Below are 18,452 nucleotides of genomic sequence, written 5' to 3' on the forward strand. Positions count from 1 at the left end.
CGCCAGCGTTCGTCCTGAGCCAGGATCAAACTCTCCGTGAATGTTTTCCCGTAATCGGGATCACAACACGAGAGCGGAACGACCAGGTCGGAATAGGACCGGTCGTTCACAGCGTCCTCGCTGTTGTTGCCCACCGGACCGTTAAGGCCGGTAGGACTTTTCAAAGGAACCACCAACCTGCCGAAGCAGGCCGGGGTATCAACATATCTGGCGTTGACTTTTGGCACGCTGTTGAGTTCTCAAGGAACGGACGCTTCCTTCGGTCCCGTTTCACCGGGGCCCTCCGGGCGCTTCCCTTCGTTCTTGCGTTTCCGACTCTATCAGACTCTTATCTGTCCGATTCCCGGTCGAAGCGGGTCAAGCGATTTTCGCTTTCCAGTTCTTCGCTTTCGCGTTTCCCTTTCCGGCGAGTCCGACTCTATCAGATCCTTTCGGGCCTGATTCCCAGTCAGCGGGCTTGTCCTCCGGGCCGTTGCGGGCCCTTCCGACGAGTGAGACATTAGCGGATTCCCGGGCCCCGACGCTAATCGGGGCTGTTCTCTCGAACGGGCAATCCTCATTTCACACAAGCACACGCAAAGGCACGCGACGGAAAGCCGGGCCTTGTTGAGTGGTGGTGCGGAATGGCTGTCCGGGGACCGACCGGAGTCGGCGCTCACGTCGGACAACTCGGAGAACACTACGGATCGGAGTTCGGCGTGTCAACCCCGGGGACGGCCCCCCTCCGCGGGGCCCGCACCACGCGGCGCGGTGCGGGCCCCACAGGGGTCGAACGGGTCTGCTCCCGGGCGCCGTAGCGGGTCAGCCCTGGCCGGAGGCGAGCTCTCGGCTGCGGTCGCGGGCGGCTTCGAGGGCGGCGATCAGGGCGGCGCGCACCCCGTGGTTCTCCAGCTCGCGGATGGCGCTGATGGTGGTGCCGGCCGGGCTGGTCACGGCCTCGCGGAGCTTGACCGGGTGTTCGCCGCTGTCGCGGAGCATCACCGCGGCGCCGATGGCCGCCTGCACGATCAGGTCGTGGGCCTGGGCGCGCGGGAGGCCGAGGAGGATGCCGGCGTCGGTCATGGCTTCGACCAGGAAGTAGAAGTACGCCGGACCCGAGCCGGAGAGGGCGGTGGCCGCGTCCTGCTGGGACTCGGGAACCCGGAGCGTCTTGCCGACCCCGCCGAAGATCTCCTCGGTGGTGGCGAGGTGGTCGCCCGTCGCGTGGCTGCCCGCGGAGAGGACGGACATCCCCTCGTCCACGAGCACGGGGGTGTTCGGCATGACCCGGACCACCGGGGTGCCGGACGGCAGCCGGTCCTCGATGAACGCCGTGGTGATGCCGGCGGCGGCGCTGATGACGAGGCGGTCGGCCGTCAGGTGCGGGGCGAGCTCGTCCAGCAGGGTGCCCATGTCCTGGGGCTTCACCGCGAGGATGAGGATGTCCGCGTTCTTGGCCGCTTCCGCGTTGCCGACCGACTCGACTCCGTACCGGTTCCGCAGGTCCTCGGCGCGCTCGGCGCGGCGGGTGGTGACCAGCAGGTTCGCCGGGCGCCAGCCGGCCCGGATCATTCCGCTGAGGAGCGCCTCGCCGATCTTGCCGGTGCCGAGGACTGCGACTGTCTGGGTCATGCGGTTCACCCTCCGGGCTGTGCTCACGGTTCTCGGCACACGGTGTGCTCCGGACTCCGTCCCGTGCTCGTCGCGGTCATCCTCGCACCGGGCACGCCCGGAGCCGGTCGGGTGACCGCAGGGCGGACAGGCTCAGGCGGTACGGCGGCGCAGGGTGGCCGCTCCCAGGCCGAGGACCAGCAGGGCGCAGCCCGCGACCACGGCCACGTCCCGGACGAAGTCGCCGGTGACCTCGGGCTGGTGAAGCACCTGGTTCATGCCGTCCACGGCGTACGACATGGGGAGGACGTTCGAGATCGCTTCCAGGACGGGCTGCATCCGGTCGCGCGGGGTGAAGAGGCCGCAGAGCAGGAGCTGCGGGAAGATCACCGCCGGCATGAACTGGACGGCCTGGAACTCGGAGGCCGCGAACGCCGAGACGAAGAGGCCGAGCGCCGTGCCGAGCAGGGCGTCGAGCAGCGCCACCAGCATCAGGAGCCAGGGCGAGCCGACGACGTCGAGGCCGAGCAGCCGGACGGAGACGGCGGTGGCCAGCAGGGTCTGGACGACGGCGACCGCCCCGAAGGCGAGGGCGTAGCCGGCGATCAGGTCGCCCTTGCCGAGCGGCTGGGCGAGGAGGCGTTCCAGGGTCCCCGAGGTCCGTTCGCGCAGGGTGGCGATGGACGTCACCAGGAACATCGTGATGAGCGGGAAGATCCCGAGCAGCGAGGCGCCGATGGAGTCGAAGGTCCCCGGGCTGCCGTCGAAGACGTACCGCAGCAGGACGATCATCACGACCGGAATCACCAGCAGCAGCGCGATGGTGCGGGGGTCGTGGCGGAGCTGGCGCAGGACGCGGCCCGCCGTGGCGAGGGTGCGCGCCGGGGTGAGGGGCCGGGCCGGGGCGGGGGTGGCGGCGGGAAGGGTGTCGCTGCTCATCGCGCGGGCTCCTCGGGCTGGGCGGACGCTTCGTCGACGAGGCGGAGGAAGGCCTCCTCCACGGTGGTGCCGGCGGTACGGGTGCGCAGCTCCTCCGGGGTTCCCGTCGCGAGGAGGGCGCCCTCGCGCATCAGGAGCAGCCGGTGGCAGCGCTCGGCCTCGTCCATGACGTGGGAGGAGACCAGGATCGTGGTGCCCCGGTCGGCGGCGAGTGCGTGGAAGAGGTGCCACAGGTCGCGGCGCAGGACGGGGTCGAGGCCGACGGTCGGTTCGTCCAGGACGAGGAGTTCGGGCTCTCCGAGCAGGGCGACGGCGAGGGAGACACGGCTGCGCTGCCCGCCGGAGAGGTGGCCGGCCAGGGCGTCGGCGTGGCTCTTGAGGTCCACGTCGTCGAGGGCGCGGGCGACGGCGGCGCGGCGGGTGGTGCGGTGGGCGCGGCCGGGGAGGAGCACGGCCGCGAAGTACTCCAGGTTCTGGCGGACCGTGAGGTCGGAGTAGACGGAGGGGGCTTGGGTGACGTACCCGACGCGCGAGCGGAGGCCGGGGTGTCCGGCGGGGGTGCCCAGGACGTCGAGGCCGCCGGTGACCTGGGCCTGGGTGCCGACGATCGCGCGCATCAGCGTGCTCTTGCCGCAGCCGGAGGGACCGAGGAGACCGGTGATCCTGCCGGGTTCGACGGTGAAGCCGAGGCCGCGCAGCACGGTGCGGTCGCCGCGTACGACGGTGAGGCACTCGGCACGGACGGCTGCGGGCGCCGGGGCCCCGGGGGGTGGTGGCGCGGGGTCCGGCCCGCCGGTGCGCCGATTATTCATCATGTGATGAATATGCGCCGCGGCGATCCCCGCGTCAAGACATGGGAAAGCCCGGAGTCCCGGGAACGCCGGGCCTCCGGGCCGGATGCCGATGATCCGTCATCCACCTTCCGCCGTCCGTCCTCCGTCTGCGCGGTGGGCGGGGTCCTCAGACCGTGACGGTCGTCAGGTCGACGACGTACCGCTCCTCCACCGTGCCGTCGGGGAAGAGCTCCAGCAGGCGGGCGCCCTCCTCGGCGAAGAACCGGCGGTCGGCCTCGGCGTGCTCCTCGCCCCGCACCAGGAACGCGGAGTGGCTGGCGAGGTTGTCCAGGTGGGTACGGAGGCTCACCCGGCGGGACCAGGGCAGCAGCCGGCCCACGGGCCCCTGCTCGGGCAGGCCCACGGCACGGGAGGGAGTGCCGCGGGCGGGAGTCGCGTGCACGCCGTGGTCCGCGCCGAGGTGGCGGCGGATGCGCGCGTCCTGTTCGGCGACCCAGGGGGCCTGGTGGTCGGCGACGTTCCACCAGAGGGCGAGGACCCCGCCGGGGCGCAGGACGCGGACGGCTTCCGGCCAGGACCGGGCCTGGTCGGTCCAGTGCCAGGACTGGGCGTACGTGACGAGGTCGGCGGAGCCGCCGGCGAACGGGAGGCGGTTGCCGTCGCCCCGCACCACCGGCACCTCGGGCAGGGACCGGCGCAGTTCGGCGGCCATTCCGGCGCCCGGCTCGACGGCGGTGACGCGGGCGCCGCGCCGGACGAGTTCACGGGTGGCGATGCCGGTGCCCGCGCCCACGTCGACCGCGCTCAGCGTGGAGAGGGCGCGTCCGGTCGCCTCCTCCAGGGCCGCGAACACCTCCGGCGGATAGCCGGGCCGGGCGGCGGCGTACAGGGCGGCGGCCCCGCTGAACGAGAGCGCGCGGACCGGTCCGGGGGCGGGCGACGGAGTGGCGGGCTGTACGGGCGGCATGCGACACGTCCTTCGGGGAGTCGGAGGTACGGGACCGGCCCGTACCTGCCCTCGCGGGCCTACCCGCCCCCACAGGGATTACCTGGCCCTCGCCGGCCTACCTGCCCTTGCGGTCCTTGCGGGTCGCCGGGTTGCCGGTGCGGGTCGTACGGCGCTTGGTGTAGCGGGCGAGGGCGGCCTCGTACTCGGTGCGCAGCAGCGTCTCGCCGGGCGCTTCGCGGAGCGAGCGGACGAAGTACGCGAGCAGGGAGCCGACGAAGCCGATCGTCCTGAGGCCCCGCAGGTTGTCCTCGCGGCCCGGGTCCGCCGGGCGACCGCGGTAACCCTCCCAGGTCTTGCGGAAGGCGACGGCGCTGCACACGGCGAACATCAGCACGACCAGGACGTCGAGGAAGCGGCCGGTCCCGGCGATCTCCAGACCGCTGAAGGCGAAGCGCAGGACCACGCAGGAGCCGACGGCCGCGACCAGCGATCCGGCCGAGACGCCGACGCGCCGCAGCGTGTATCCGCCGTCGTGGCCGACCCAGGTGGTGCCGAAGAAGCGGAGCGTCTCCGGCTGCGGGCCGGGGGCCGTTCCGCCGTGCGGGCTCGCGCCGGTCGTTCCGTCGGTTCCGGTGGTCACGCTCTTCTCGCTCACACCGTCGATTATTCCGCGCGGGCCGGCCGGCGGGGTGCCCCCACGCCCGGCGGGCCGGCCCGGCCGGATCGGCTCAGGCGCAGCGGCTGGCGACCCAGCCGTCGCTGCCGGTGTGCACGTACGCGTCGGAGACGAACTCGCCGTCGGCGATGCAGTCCCAGAGGGCCGAGGAACCGTACGGGCCGGTGACCCGCTCGCCGACCTTCTGGCAGTAGATCCCGACGCTCACCCCGTAGGGCAGCAGCCGGAGGGCGGGGTAGCTCGTGCCCGGTCCGGTGCGGACGTAGACCCGGTAGCCCGGCGCGATCGGGTAGCGGGGGACTTCGTACGAGGAGAGCGGCACGACGCCGACCGGCTCGACGCCCAGGGTCACCGCGCTCTCCGGCACGACCGGCTCCTGAAGCACTGCGGCGGCGCCCGCCCGTTCGGTTCCGTTCGATGGTGCGACCGCTTCGACGACGTTCTCTTCAGTGGCCATGAGGCCCTCCCCCGGCTGTGTTCGGTACAGGTGACGCGCAGGCTAACAACCCTTGCGCGACAAGGACGAAGCATCGAATAGGCTCCGTGCGTCGCGCTTGCGGTCGAACACACGGGGGTGGGTGATGGCACCGCTGCGGGAATTCGGGCCGGGTCCGGAAGCGGAACGGCCCGAGTACGCCGGCCGGTACCGCCTGGAGGCACGGCTCGGAGAGGGCGGCATGGGGGTGGTCCACCTTGCCACGTCCGCCTCGGGGCTCCCGCTGGCGATCAAGATCGTGCACCGGCAGTACGCCGCGGACCCCGAGTTCCGGGCCCGTTTCCGGCAGGAGGTGGCGGCTGCCCGCCGGGTCAGCGGAGCCTTCACCGCGCCCGTCGTCGACGCCGATCCGGCGGCCGCACTGCCGTGGATGGCGACCCTGTACGTCCCCGGGCCGACGCTCTCCGCGCAGGTGAAGCGGAACGGTCCGATGAACCCGGCGCAACTGCGGCGGCTCACGGCCGGGCTCGCCGAGGCGTTGCGGGACATCCACCGGGCCGGGGTCATCCACCGCGATCTGAAGCCGAGCAACGTACTGCTGCCGGATTCCGGGCCGAAGGTCATCGACTTCGGGATCTCCCGTCCGTACGACAGCGAGCTGCGCACGGAGACCGGGAAGCTGATCGGCTCGCCCCCCTACATGGCACCCGAGCAGTTCCAGCGCCCGCGCGAAGTCGGTCCTGCCGCCGACGTGTTCGCGCTGGGCGCGGTACTGGTCCACGCGGCGACCGGGCGGGGGCCGTTCGACTCGGACAGCCCGTATCTGGTGGCGTACCAGGTGGTGCACGACGAGGCGGACCTGACCGGAGTACCGAAGGACCTGGCCAAGCTCGTCGGGCAGTGCCTGGCGAAGGACCCCGCGCTGCGGCCGACCCCCGACGAGATCATGGCGGCCCTGCTGCCGCCGTCGTACGACGCTGCCGCCTTCGTGCCGGCCCAGCGGAGCCCGGTGCCGGCGGAACGGGTGACCGGGGCGGAGACACCCGGCACCGGCGGGCCGGACGCGCGGGTGGACGGCACCGCGGAGCGGGACAGCGCGTCGGAGGGCGCCGCCGGGGGCGCCGGGCCTGCGCCCGGCACCGAGGCGACCCACGCGCGGGACGCGCCCGCCGCCGCGCGCCCCGCCCCGCCCGCCGCGGGGCGGTGGCGGCGCGCGGGGTGGATGGTGGGCGCCGCCGTGCTGCTGGCCCTCGTCGGCGGGGGCGCCGTGTACGGCGGGGTGCTCCCCGGCACGTCGCCGGGAGCGGGGCGGGGCACGACCGGGCCGGAAGCGGTGGCCGTGTTCGTCCCGTGGCGGACCGTCCTCCCGGGGGCCGCGGGCTCGATCCCGTACTGCTTCACGGACGGCGCGGGCGGGGACGCGGCCACGTCCGGCGGCGCGCTCTACTGCTCCGCGCCCGGTTACGGCGTCGCGCGCCTCGACCCCGCGAACGGACATGTCCTCTGGCGGCGGGACGCCTCCGCGGGCGAGAGGACACTGGCCGCGGAGAACGGTCCGGTCCTGGTCCGCGGTGCCGACGGCACCGTGCGGGCCTACCGCCCCGGGGACGGCAAGGAGGTCTGGTCGACGGACCCGGCCGTCTCCTCCGGACTCCTCCTGAGCGCCGGTGCCACGCTGCTCCGGATCGGAGCCCACGGTGCCGTCGAGGGGATCGACGCCGGGACGGGGGTGGTCCGCTGGAGCCACCGCTTCGCCGGGCACGCCCTGCCGGGCCTCGGATTCCACGACCCGGCGACCGGGGTCTCCTACCTCTACGAGAACACGGCGGAGGGGACCACCACCCTCGTCACCGCGATCGACGCGGCCGGCGGGGTCCGGTGGCAACGGCGGCTGGACGGAATGCTGGAGCCGGTCGGTACGTCGGGCGGATCACTGGTCCTGAAGGAGGAGAGGGCGGACACGACCGCGGACGCCCTGGTGCGGTACGACCCCGGGGCGCGGAAGGCGGAACGGATCGCGCTGCCGCTGCGGATGGCCGATCCGAGGATCGTCGTCGAGGGCGACACCGCCTACCTGCTGGCGCCCGGCGGCACGCTGGTGGCCCTGGACACACGGGCCTCGGCCGACGGCGGCGGCACCGAACGGTGGCGGCTGGAGACCGGGGTCGGGCTGGTGTCCGCCCCGGTGCCGGCGCGCGGAGACCGCCTGTACCTCACGGCGGCGGACGGACGGCTGCTCGCGGTGGACACCCGCCGGGAGAAGCTGCTCGGGCAGACGGCGCCCCGGCTGCCCGCCGGGAAGCTGGACCAGGCCTCCTGGCCGCCCGCGCCCGTCGCGGCCGGCCGGTGGGTCGTCGGCACGGCGCCGGACGGCTCGGTGTTCGCGGTGGACGGGAACGACCCGGCCGCCTGGTGAGTGACAGCAGGCGGATCCGGCCGAGCTGTGGGCGGCCGGCCGCGCATCCGGCCGCCCCGGCGGGTCCGGCCCCGGAACGCCACGACGCCCGGCCCCCCTCGCGGGGTGGCCGGGCGTTCCGCGTACGTGGTGTTCAGCCGAGCTTGGAGACGTCGCGCACGGCGCCCCGGTCCGCGCTGGTCGCCATCGCGGCATAGGCGCGCAGCGCGGCCGAGACCTTGCGCTCGCGGTTCTTCGGCGCGTACACGCCGTTCAGCGCCTCACGGCGGGCCGCCAGCTCGGCGTCCGGGACGAGCAGCTCGATGGAGCGGTTCGGGATGTCGATGCGGATGCGGTCGCCGTCCTCGACCAGCGCGATCGTGCCGCCGGAGGCCGCCTCGGGGGAGGCGTGGCCGATCGACAGGCCCGACGTACCGCCGGAGAACCGGCCGTCGGTGATCAGCGCGCATGCCTTGCCGAGACCGCGGCCCTTCAGGTACGAGGTCGGGTAGAGCATCTCCTGCATGCCGGGGCCGCCCTTGGGGCCCTCGTAGCGGATGACGACCACGTCGCCCTCCTCGACCTGCTTCAGCAGGATCTTCTCGACGGCCGCCTCCTGAGACTCGCAGACGACGGCCGGGCCCTCGAAGGTCCAGATCGACTCGTCCACTCCGGCGGTCTTCACGACGCAGCCGTCCACGGCGAGGTTGCCCTTGAGGACCGCGAGACCGCCGTCCTCGGAGTAGGCGTGCTCGACGGAGCGGATGCAGCCCTCGGCGGCGTCCGTGTCGAGGGTGTCCCAGCGCTCGGACTGCGAGAAGGCGGTGGCGGAGCGGACGCAGCCGGGGGCGGCGTGCCACAGCTCGACGGCCTCGGGGGCGGGCGAACCGCCGCGCACGTCCCAGTTCTTCAGCCAGTCGGCGAGGGAGGCGGAGTGGACGGAGTGGACGTCCTCGTTGAGGAGTCCGCCGCGGTGCAGCTCGCCGAGGATGGCGGGGATGCCACCGGCGCGGTGGACGTCCTCCATGTAGTACGTACGGCTCTTGGCGACGTTCGGTGCGACCTTGGCGAGGCAGGGGACGCGGCGCGAGATCTCGTCCATCTCCGGCAGGCCGAAGTCGAGCTCGGCCTCCTGAGCGGCGGCGAGGAGGTGCAGGATCGTGTTGGTGGAGCCGCCCATGGCGATGTCGAGGGCCATGGCGTTCTCGAACGCGGCGCGGCTCGCGATGGCGCGGGGCAGGACGGTCGCGTCGTCCTGCTCGTAGTGGCGCTTGGTGATCTCGACGATCGTGCGGCCGGCGTTCTCGTAGAGGGCGCGGCGGGCGGTGTGGGTGGCGAGCGTCGAGCCGTTGCCCGGGAGGGCGAGGCCGATGGCCTCGGCGAGGCAGTTCATGGAGTTGGCCGTGAACATGCCGGAGCATGAGCCACAGGTGGGACAGGCGTTCTCCTCGATACGGAGCATGTCCGCGTCGGAGATCTTGTCGTTGACCGCGTCGGACATGGCGTCGACGAGGTCGAGGGTGCGGACGGTGCCGTCGACGAGGGTGGCCCGGCCGGACTCCATGGGTCCGCCGGAGACGAAGATCGTCGGGATGTTGAGGCGGAGGGCCGCCATCAGCATGCCGGGGGTGATCTTGTCGCAGTTGGAGATGCAGATCAGCGCGTCCGCGCAGTGCGCCTCGACCATGTACTCGACCGAGTCGGCGATCAGGTCGCGCGAAGGCAGGCTGTAGAGCATGCCGCCATGCCCCATCGCGATGCCGTCGTCCACCGCGATCGTGTTGAACTCGCGCGGCACCGCGCCCGCGGCGTGGATCGCCTCGGAGACGATCCGGCCGACCGGCGACAGGTGGGTGTGGCCGGGGACGAACTCGGTGAAGGAGTTCGCGACGGCGATGATCGGCTTGCCGATGTCCTCGCTCGCTACGCCCGACGCCCGCATAAGGGCGCGCGCGCCCGCCATGTTGCGACCGTGGGTGACAGTGCGGGACCTCAGCTGCGGCATCGTCGCTCGCTCCTTCGACAGATAAAGAAAGACTGTCTACTTCGACGGAAAAGACTTCTCCGAGCGTACGCCCCGCCTCCAGGATCTGGACAGCCTGTCCGGATAGCGGGACGCGCTGCTCACGGAGCGGTCGGTTCGGCCCCGCCGGAATCCGTGCCACCGGGTGCGCCCGCCGCCGGGTCCACCGGGTCCGGCTGCGCGTGCGGGCCGTCCTCGGTCAGATAGCGCTGGATGGTGGGCGCGACCATCGCGATGATCCGCTCCGGGTCGGCCGACGCGAGCGGCTCGGTCCGTACGACGTACCGCAGGATCGCGATGCCGACCAGGTGCGAGGCGGCCAGCTCGGCACGGAACGTCGGGTCGGGTACGGCCAGCTCTGCCGCGATCCGCTCCAGCAGCCGCCGCAGTACGAAGGTCCGCAGCACCTTCGCCGCCGCCTCGTGGGTGAGCGCGGACCGGACGATCGCCAGCAGCGGCGCCCGGCTGACGGGGTTCTCCCACACGGAGACGAAGTAGCGGGCCATCCGCTCCCCCACCCCCTCCAGCGGGCCGCCCAGGATCTGCGGGACGACGAGGGCGGGCTCGAAGGAGAGCTCCACGGCTGCCGCGAACACCTCGTCCTTCGTCCCGAAGTAGTGGTGGACCAGCGCCGCGTCGACCCGGGCGGCCCGAGCGATGGAGCGCATCGACGCCTTGTCGTAGCCGCGCTCGGCGAACTCCGTACGGGCCGACTCCAGGATGCGGGTCCGGGCGTCCGGACCGTCCTGGGCGGCGGCACGCGAGGGGCGGCCCCTGCGGCGGGGGGCGGCGGGCCCCTCGGGGACGGAACCCGTGCGGTCCGGCGTGGAACGGTCCGGGGCGGCACCGTCCGGCGTGGAACGGTCCGGAGCAGCGCCCTCCGGCGTGGAACGGTCCGGAGCAGCGCCCTCCGGCGTGGAACGGTCCGGAGCAGCGCCCTCCGGCGTGGAACGGCAGGTCACGGCCGGGGCGTCCGCTTGGCCGAGGCGAGGTGGAGCCGGGTGAAGGCGAGCGCCTCGGCGAGGTCCGCCTCGCGTTCGGCGGAGGACATGGCCCGGCGGGTGTTGACCTCCAGGACCACGTGACCGTCGAAGCCGGTGCGCGCCAGCCGCTCCAGCAGCTCCGCGCAGGGCTGGTCGCCCCGGCCGGGCACCAGGTGCTCGTCCTTGCCGGAACCCTTGCCGTCCGCGAGGTGGACGTGGGCGAGCCGGTCGCCCATCCGGTCCACCATGGCGAGGCCGTCCGTACGGGCCGTCGAGGTGTGCGAGAGGTCGACGGTGAAGTGCCGGTAGTCGTCGTGGGTGACGTCCCAGTCCGGGGCGTACGCGAGCATCTCGCGGTCCCGGTAGCGCCAGGGGTACATGTTCTCGACGGCGAACCGGACGTCGGTCTCGTTCGCCATGCGCCAGATCCCGTCGACGAAGTCGCGGGCGTAGTGGCGCTGCCACCGGAACGGCGGGTGGACCACGACGGCGGAGGCGCCGAGCCGCTCGGCGGCGGACCTCGCCCGCTGGAGCTTGACCCACGGATCGGTGGACCAGACCCGCTGCGTGATCAGCAGACAGGGCGCGTGCACGGCGAGGATCGGGACCTGGTGGTAGTCGGAGAGGCGGCGCAGCGCCTCGATGTCCTGGCTGACCGGATCGGTCCACACCATGACCTCGACACCGTCGTACCCCAGGCGCGCGGCGATCTCGAAGGCCGTCGCCGTCGACTCCGGATAGACCGAGGCCGTCGACAGGGCGACCTTCGCATCGGGGATGCGCACCGCTGGATCTGCCACCTGGACAGCGTACGGGCCCGATCGCGCGCCGCCGAGAGGGCGGGGGCGAAAGTGAGAAGGGCCATGACCCCGCGTGGACGGCCGTGGGCGGCCCGCCCGTGGGCCCCGCCCGCCGCCCGTCGGCGTCAGCTCAGCGCGATCCGTTCGGCGGGGAGGTGGTCGAGGCGGCGCAGGATGACGCCCTCACGGAGCGCCCAGGGGCAGATCTCCAGCTCGGTGATCCCGAAAAGGTCCATCGCGCCCTCGGCGACGAGCGCCCCGGCGAGCAGCTGGCCGGCCCGGTCCGGGGAGACGCCGGGGAGGCGGCCGCGTTCCTCGGCGGTCATCGTGGCCAGCTTGGGCACCCACTCCCCCAGGGCGGCGGCGGAGAGGGTCCGCCGGGTGTACAGCCCCTCCGTGGAGCGGGCCGCCCCGGCTATCCGGGCGAGCTGCTTGAAGGTCTTCGAGGTGGCGACCACGCGGTCGGGCCCGCCGTGGCGGCTGAACTCCCCGACCGTGCGGGCTATGCCGGCGCGGACGTACCGGCGCAGCTCGCGCAGCCGGGCCGGGTCGGCCGGGCGGGCGGGATCGCCGGGCAGCCAGCCGGCCGTGAGGCGGCCGGCGCCGAGCGGCAGCGACACGGCCGCCGCGGGCTCCTCGTCCAGTCCGAGGGCGATCTCCAGCGAACCGCCGCCGATGTCGAGCAGCAGCAGCTTCCCCGCCGACCAGCCGAACCAGCGGCGGGCGGCCAGGAAGGTCAGCCGTGCCTCCTCCTCGCCGCTGAGGACCGCGAGGTCGACCCCGGTCTCGGCGCGAACCCGGCCCAGCACCTCGTCGGCGTTGGTGGCGTCGCGTACCGCCGAGGTGGCGAACGCCAGCACCTCCTCGCACCCCTTGTCCTCGGCGGCCTGGACCGCCTCGGCCACCGTGGCGACCAGCCGGTCGACGCCCTCGCGGCCGATCGCCCCGTCCGCGTCGAGGAGCTGGGCGAGGCGGAGCTCCGTCTTGTGCGAGTGCGCGGGCAGCGGCCGGGCGCCGGGGTGGGCGTCCATCGCCAGCAGATGAACCGTGTTCGACCCCACGTCGAGGACTCCGAGTCTCATAGCCGGAACGCTACGCCGAAAGGGACTTACGCTTGGCGCGTGCCAAAGACGAACAAGACGAAGCCGGGCAAAGCGACGAAGAAGCCCAGGACGAAGCAGGATCAGGATCAGGAGAGTCAGCGGACGGAACAGAACGGACCCGACCGGTCCGACGAGAAGGGGATCGACTTTCCCCGGGCGTGGGTGGAGTTCCCGGACCCGGCCGACGACGAGCAGGTGTTCCGCTGCGACCTGACGTGGCTGACCTCCCGGTGGACCTGCATCTTCGGCAGCGGCTGCCAGGGCATCCAGGCGGGCCGGGCGGACGACGGCTGCTGCACGCTGGGCGCGCACTTCTCGGACGAGGACGACGAGAAGCGGGTGGCCGGACACGTCGAGCGGCTGACCCCGGAGATGTGGCAGTTCCACGACGTCGGTACGTCGACGGGGTGGGTCGGCATCGACGACGACGGTGAGCGCCAGACGCGCCGCTGGAAGGGCTCCTGCATCTTCCAGAACCGCCCCGGCTTCGCCGGTGGCGCGGGCTGTTCGCTGCACATCCTGGCGCTGAAGGAGGGCAAGGAGCCGCTGGAGACCAAGCCGGACGTCTGCTGGCAGCTCCCGGTCCGGCGTACGTACGACTGGATCGACCGGCCCGACGACACCCGGGTGCTCCAGATCTCCATCGGCGAGTACGACCGCCGGGGCTGGGGCCCGGGCGGTCACGACCTGCACTGGTGGTGCACCTCGGCCACTTCCGCGCACGGCGCCGGTGACCCGGTGTACGTGACGTACCGCCCCGAGCTCACGGAGCTGATGGGCGAGGAGGCGTACGCGCGGCTGGTCGGACTCTGCGAGCAGCGGCTCGCCTCGCTGCTGCCGATGGCCCCGCACCCGGCCGACCCGGTGACCCCGGCCTGAGGCCGGGCCGGTATCGCGTCCCGATCCGCCGGTTCCCCGGGCCGGCGGTTCCCCGGGCCGGCGGTTCCCCGGGCCGGCGGTTCCCCGCCGGCTCCTCGGCCCGCCGGCTCCTCAGCCCGCCGGGGAGCCGCTCGGCGAGCCGGCGGGCGGGGACGGTTCGGACGGGGACGAGTCGGGCGGGGACGGTTCGGACGGGGACGGTTCGGACGGGGCGGATGACGGGCCGGACGGTTCCGCCGCGCCGCTCGTACCTGCCGGGTCCGGCGAGGTGCCCGGCGGCGGCCCGGCGGAGTCCGCCGGGTCCGGGGTCTTTCCGGACGAGGCCGCGAGGACGGGCGTGGGCGCCACCGGTGGCGTCGGCGCGGCCGGCGGCGTGGGGCCGGGCGGCACGGCGGGCGCCGCGTGGTGGAGCGGCCCGCCCGCCGGGAAGCCGGTGAACGCGGGGACACGGCCACGGCCCTCGATCCGTACGTGCTGGGACCCGGGCGCCAGGACGACCCGGGCCCGCCAGGGGTGGCGCGGCTCCCGCGCCCGGTCCACCAGGACGTGCACGGTGATGCTGCGCCCGGCAGCGAGCGTGCCCGCGGTGTGGTCGAGCCGCAGCCAGCGGGCGTCGGTACGGGCCGCCCAGACGACGGGGGCGCCCCCCGAGGCCGTCAGCCGGAGGCTGGTGACACCGCCGGAGGTCCGCGCGGCGACGGTCAGCGCCCCGGCCCGGCGGTGGGCGCCGCCGGTGGTCTCGGCGCCGATCACCTCGGCGGTGACGTCCGGGGCGAGGACCCCGTCCGGCGAGCCGTCCCGGACACCGGCGCGGACGTCCTGCGCGTGCCCGTCGCCGCCGCGCCCGTCACCGCCGCCTCCCTCCGAGGGCCGACCGTGTCCGCGGCGCCGGTCGTACCCGTCGTGGCGGCCGTATCCGTCCCGGCCGTCCGCGAAGGTCCCGGCCGAGTCGCCGACCGCGTCCATCTCGGTCGCGGCGGCCGAGGCGCCCCCGTGCCCGTCGCCGGCCCACGGCGCTCCCCGGTAGGCCGCCGCCCACAGGGCGATGACCGGGGCGGCGACGACCGTCGCGACCACCGTCGTCGTCATGAGCCGGGCGCGCAGCCGGTCGCGGCGGGCCGCGTGGTCCTTCGGGTCGAGCGGGTAGCCGGCCCGGTCGAAGCGCGGGGAACCGGCGCGCGAGCGCTGGGCGTGCACCATGGCCACGCGCACGGACGGGCGGGGCGCCTCCACGACGGGCAGCCCGGCGGCGGGGGCCACGGCCACGCCGGGCCAGGGGCCGGTGGCCCCGGCACGCTCGGCGGCCCGCCGGCAGCCCGGGCAGTCGTCGACGTGGCGGACGAGTTCGCGGCGCAGCGGGGCGGAGAGCAGCGACTGGCGGTTGCCGGTGAGGCGGCGGGCGGCGGTGCAGGTGCCGTACTCCGCGACGGCGAGCGCGGCCCGGGTCCGCTCGACCTCGCAGGCCGCCGCCGCGATGAGCTCGCGGGCGGTGGCCGGGTCGAGTCCGAGCACGGAGGCGACGGCCCGGGGGGTGAGCCCGTGGCGTACGGAGAGTTCGAGCGCCTCCCGCTGGTCGGGCGTGGTGCCGGCCGCCTCCGGCCAGGCGAGCCGGGCGAGTTCGCGGCGGCGGGCCTCGGAGGCGGGGGACTCCTCCGCGGGCGGCACGACCGCCTCCTCGGGGGTGGCCCGGGGAGCCTGTGCGGGGGCTTCGGCGGGCGTCCCGGCAGGGGCTTCGGCAGGACTTCCGGCGGATGTCCTGGACGTGCCGGTGACCGCGCCGGCAGCCGGGGCCCCGGCAGTGCCGGCGACCGGGCCCGGAGCGGGAGCCTCGGCCGGGGCGGCCAGGGCGAGGGCGTCCGCGAGGACGGCACCGCGCTCCTCGCGCGCCCCCCGGCCCGAGTCCCTGGGCGTCCTCCGGTGGGCCTGGCGGCCGCGCTTCTGCTCGGCGAGCGCCCGCAGGCACATCCACCGGGCCAGCGCGTACAGCCAGGATTTACGTTCCTCCTGGCCCGTGGGGCACCGGCCGTCCTGGCGTTCCGCGACGGCGAGTACGGCTCCGAGCGCGTCGGTGGCGGCTTCGTGGTCGCAGAGGGCGGAGAGGCAGTAGGTGAAGAGTCCGTCGAGGTACGGCTCGTAACGTGCGGGCGGGCGCTGCGTCGGGAGGTGGGGGGCGCGACGGTGCGATCCGGGTGCGCCGGTGGTGTGCGCGGGGGGCTCCAGCCTGCTGCTCGTCACCTTGCGACCGTAAGCAGAGGAGGGCACCCCCTCGGCGCCCCTTCCGGACTTTTAACCCCTATGGGTGAACGATCGCTCGAAAGGGGACAGGAACTCCCCATTCCGACACGTGCGCCGTTGTGCGCCCCCAGCGCTCCCGGAGCTCTCACGCCGCCCCACGCGGGCTCACACGCTCCCGTGCGCCCCCGTGGGCTCCCACCCGGAGCCCACGAGGCGTACGCACAGCCGGGCGGCGTCCGGCGGACACCTACCCCACCCGGCCGGACGCCAGCAGCGCGCGGTGCGGCAGCACCAGCAGCTTCTCGTCCTCGCCGCCCGGGAGCGCGAACTCCGCGCTGAGCGCTTCGTAGTGGCGCTTGATCTCCGCCACCGTGGCGGGCGTCTGGGCGGTGACGATGCGACCGATCGTCGCCACTCCGGACGCGGCCCCGCTCCACCACTCCTCGACGGTGGCCCGGTGGTCCCAGGCGAGGGCGGTACAGGAGACGTCGGTCAGCCCGGCCCCCGCCAGCAGCGCGGCGAGACCCTCGGGGGTCTGCTCGAACGCCTCCTCCGGGGCGAGCGGGGGCACCTCCGGCGGGCGGAGGGCTCCGGCGGCGGCGACCGCCCGGCCCAGCAGCCGCTGGCCCGCCCCGGCGTCGGCACCCCAGATGGTGACGGCTATCCGGCCGCCGGGGCGGGTCACCCGGCGCAGTTCGGCGAGCGCCTTGCGGGGGCGCCCGACGTGGTTGAGGACGAAGTTGGCGGCCACCGCGTCGAACTCGCCGTCGGCGAAGGGCAGCTCGGGCAGGAGCGCGACGCGCACGTCGGCCGCCGGGGCCGCCTCGGTGGCGCTCTTCACCATGTCCGGTTCCGCGTCCACGGCCGTGACCACCGCGCCCCGCGCGCACGCCGCGACGGCCACCGCCCCGGTGCCGGTGCCCACGTCCAGCACACGGGCACCCCCGCTCACGCCCGCCGCGTCCAGCAGGTCGGGCACGGTACGGGCGCAGAGCCGGGCGAAGGACGCGGCGTAGGCGTCGGCCAGGCCCGCCCACTTCAGGCGCTCGGCCTCGTCGAACGGTGTGCTGGTGCTGGTCATGCGGTCCCCTCCCACAACGGGTCCGCGCTCGCCCGCGGCCCTCCGGAAACCCCATTGTCCTGGCCGGGCCATAAGGTGACGGCATGGCTGCCCGTACGAAGTCCACGAAGGACCGTCCGTCCTACCGCTGCACGGAGTGCGGATGGACGACCGCCAAGTGGCTCGGCCGCTGCCCGGAGTGCCAGGCCTGGGGCACCGTCGAGGAGTTCGGCGGCGCGCCCGCCGTGCGCACCACCGCGGCCGGCCGGGTCTCCACCGCTGCGCTGCCCATCGGCCAGGTGGACAGCCGGCAGGCGACGGCCCGCTCGACCGGTGTGAGCGAGCTGGACCGGGTGCTGGGCGGCGGGCTCGTCCCGGGTGCCGTGGTGCTGCTGGCCGGGGAGCCGGGGGTCGGCAAGTCGACCCTGCTGCTCGACGTGGCCGCGAAGGCCGCGAGCGAGGAGCACCGCACCCTCTACGTCACGGCGGAGGAGTCCGCGAGTCAGGTCCGGATGCGCGCCGACCGCATCAAGGCGATCAACGACCACCTCTACCTCGCGGCGGAGACCGATCTCTCGGCCGTGCTCGGCCACCTCGACGCGGTGAAGCCCTCCCTGCTGGTGCTGGACTCGGTGCAGACGGTCGCGTCGCCGGAGATCGACGGTGCGCCCGGCGGCATGGCGCAGGTCCGCGAGGTCGCCGGGGCGCTCATCCGCGCCTCCAAGGACCGGGGCATGGCGACCCTGCTGGTGGGCCACGTCACCAAGGACGGTGCCATCGCCGGGCCCCGGTTGCTGGAGCACCTGGTCGACGTGGTGCTCTCGTTCGAGGGGGACCGGCACGCGCGGCTGCGGCTGGTCCGGGGCGTCAAGAACCGTTACGGCGCGACCGACGAGGTCGGCTGCTTCGAGCTGCACGACGAGGGGATCACCGGTCTCGCCGATCCGTCGGGCCTCTTCCTGACGCGGCGCGACGAGCCGGTGCCCGGCACCTGCCTGACCGTCACCCTGGAGGGCAAGCGGCCGCTGGTCGCCGAGGTGCAGGCGCTCACGGTCGACTCGCAGATCCCGTCGCCCCGCCGCACCACCTCGGGTCTGGAGACCTCGCGGGTCTCGATGATGCTGGCGGTGCTGGAGCAGCGGGGCCGGATCAGCGCGCTGGGCAAGCGGGACATCTACAGCGCGACGGTGGGCGGGGTGAAGCTCACCGAGCCCGCCGCGGACCTGGCGATCGCGCTGGCGCTGGCGAGCGCGGCGAGCGACACCCCCCTCCCGAAGAACCTGGTCGCCATCGGTGAGGTGGGTCTCGCCGGAGAGGTGCGGAGGGTCACCGGCGTGCAGCGCCGGCTGGCCGAGGCGCACCGCCTCGGGTTCACGCACGCCCTGGTCCCGAGCGATCCGGGCAAGGTCCCGGCCGGTATGAAGGTCACAGAAGTGGCCGACATGGGTGATGCTCTCAGGGTGCTGCCGCGCCGGTCTCGTTCGGAGGCACCACAGGAGGACGGCGCGCGCCGGTAGACTTTGCCCTGGTCTCGCCCGCTCGCACGCGCGGCACGAGGGACGCAAGGGCACCGCAAACCTGTGACCGGAG

At 73.9% G+C, this 18,452-nt stretch carries 15 protein-coding genes and 1 pseudogene; 3 read left to right on the forward strand and 13 right to left on the reverse strand.

All coding sequences use genetic code 11. The features are described 5' to 3' along the window. The 7 genes from ACFZAX_RS02725 to ACFZAX_RS02755 all read right to left on the reverse strand — a co-directional run. Positions 1-227, reverse strand: a 227-nt coding sequence (locus ACFZAX_RS02725) for a hypothetical protein (RefSeq protein ID WP_390958425.1), incomplete at its 3' end; no start/stop codon positions are given. A 574-nt stretch (positions 228-801) separates the two neighbouring features. Next, on the reverse strand, positions 802-1,611 hold the full coding sequence (proC, locus tag ACFZAX_RS02730) for a pyrroline-5-carboxylate reductase (protein ID WP_390958427.1): 810 nt from the start codon (positions 1,609-1,611) through the stop codon (positions 802-804). A 132-nt stretch (positions 1,612-1,743) separates the two neighbouring features. Next, positions 1,744-2,529 carry an ABC transporter permease gene (locus ACFZAX_RS02735; protein WP_390958428.1) on the reverse strand — a complete coding sequence of 262 codons (786 nt, stop codon included), beginning with the start codon at positions 2,527-2,529 and terminating at the stop codon, positions 1,744-1,746. Further along, positions 2,526-3,344, reverse strand: a complete 819-nt coding sequence (locus ACFZAX_RS02740) for an ATP-binding cassette domain-containing protein (RefSeq protein WP_390958430.1) — start codon at positions 3,342-3,344, stop codon at positions 2,526-2,528. Before ACFZAX_RS02740 ends, ACFZAX_RS02735 begins: the two co-directional genes overlap by 4 nt. Before the next feature lie 145 nt (positions 3,345-3,489). Next, on the reverse strand, positions 3,490-4,290 hold the full coding sequence (locus ACFZAX_RS02745) for a methyltransferase domain-containing protein (protein WP_390958432.1): 801 nt from the start codon (positions 4,288-4,290) through the stop codon (positions 3,490-3,492). Positions 4,291-4,387: 97 nt separating this feature from the next. Beyond that, complete coding sequence (locus ACFZAX_RS02750) at positions 4,388-4,927, reverse strand: hypothetical protein (RefSeq protein WP_390958434.1); 540 nt, start codon at positions 4,925-4,927, stop codon at positions 4,388-4,390. Positions 4,928-5,000: 73 nt separating this feature from the next. Next, the gene (locus ACFZAX_RS02755; RefSeq protein WP_390958436.1) at positions 5,001-5,405 is read right to left on the reverse strand and encodes an SH3 domain-containing protein; all 405 of its coding nucleotides are present in this window, start codon (positions 5,403-5,405) and stop codon (positions 5,001-5,003) included. 124 nt (positions 5,406-5,529) lie between these two features. Here ACFZAX_RS02755 and ACFZAX_RS02760 point away from each other — a divergent pair, with 124 nt between their 5' ends. After that, on the forward strand, positions 5,530-7,800 hold the full coding sequence (locus tag ACFZAX_RS02760) for a protein kinase (RefSeq protein ID WP_390958438.1): 2,271 nt from the start codon (positions 5,530-5,532) through the stop codon (positions 7,798-7,800). Between the two features lie 133 nt (positions 7,801-7,933). Here the strand turns inward: ACFZAX_RS02760 and ilvD are convergent, their stop codons facing one another. The 4 genes and pseudogenes from ilvD to ACFZAX_RS02780 all read right to left on the reverse strand — a co-directional run bounded on the left by ilvD (position 7,934) and on the right by ACFZAX_RS02780 (position 12,667). Next, entirely contained in the window at positions 7,934-9,784 is a 1,851-nt protein-coding gene (gene ilvD, locus ACFZAX_RS02765; protein WP_390958440.1) for a dihydroxy-acid dehydratase, read from the reverse strand. Between the two features lie 119 nt (positions 9,785-9,903). Further along, positions 9,904-10,596 (reverse strand): annotated as a pseudogene (locus tag ACFZAX_RS02770) (TetR family transcriptional regulator); the annotation flags it as partial. Between the two features lie 164 nt (positions 10,597-10,760). Beyond that, complete coding sequence (locus ACFZAX_RS02775; protein ID WP_390958442.1) at positions 10,761-11,585, reverse strand: TIM barrel protein; 825 nt, start codon at positions 11,583-11,585, stop codon at positions 10,761-10,763. 125 nt (positions 11,586-11,710) lie between these two features. Further along, positions 11,711-12,667: a Ppx/GppA family phosphatase gene (locus tag ACFZAX_RS02780; protein WP_390958444.1), complete on the reverse strand. Its 957-nt coding sequence runs from the start codon at positions 12,665-12,667 to the stop codon at positions 11,711-11,713. 39 nt (positions 12,668-12,706) lie between these two features. Between ACFZAX_RS02780 and ACFZAX_RS02785 the strand changes: the two genes are divergently transcribed. Further along, positions 12,707-13,567: a hypothetical protein gene (locus ACFZAX_RS02785; RefSeq protein WP_390958446.1), complete on the forward strand. Its 861-nt coding sequence runs from the start codon at positions 12,707-12,709 to the stop codon at positions 13,565-13,567. Positions 13,568-13,678: 111 nt separating this feature from the next. Here the strand turns inward: ACFZAX_RS02785 and ACFZAX_RS02790 are convergent, their stop codons facing one another. Next, a complete protein-coding gene (locus ACFZAX_RS02790; RefSeq protein WP_390958448.1) occupies positions 13,679-15,802 on the reverse strand; it encodes a hypothetical protein in 2,124 nt (707 codons plus the stop codon). Between the two features lie 247 nt (positions 15,803-16,049). After that, a complete protein-coding gene (locus ACFZAX_RS02795) occupies positions 16,050-16,883 on the reverse strand; it encodes a methyltransferase domain-containing protein (RefSeq protein WP_390958449.1) in 834 nt (277 codons plus the stop codon). A gap of 83 nt (positions 16,884-16,966) precedes the next feature. Here ACFZAX_RS02795 and radA point away from each other — a divergent pair, with 83 nt between their 5' ends. Further along, positions 16,967-18,379 (forward strand): DNA repair protein RadA, encoded by a 1,413-nt coding sequence (radA, locus tag ACFZAX_RS02800; RefSeq protein WP_390958451.1) that lies wholly within the window; start codon positions 16,967-16,969, stop codon positions 18,377-18,379. The last annotated feature ends 73 nt before the right edge of the window (positions 18,380-18,452 follow it).

Source organism: Streptomyces sp. NPDC008125 (assembly GCF_042957125.1).
Taxonomy (GTDB): domain Bacteria; phylum Actinomycetota; class Actinomycetes; order Streptomycetales; family Streptomycetaceae; genus Streptomyces.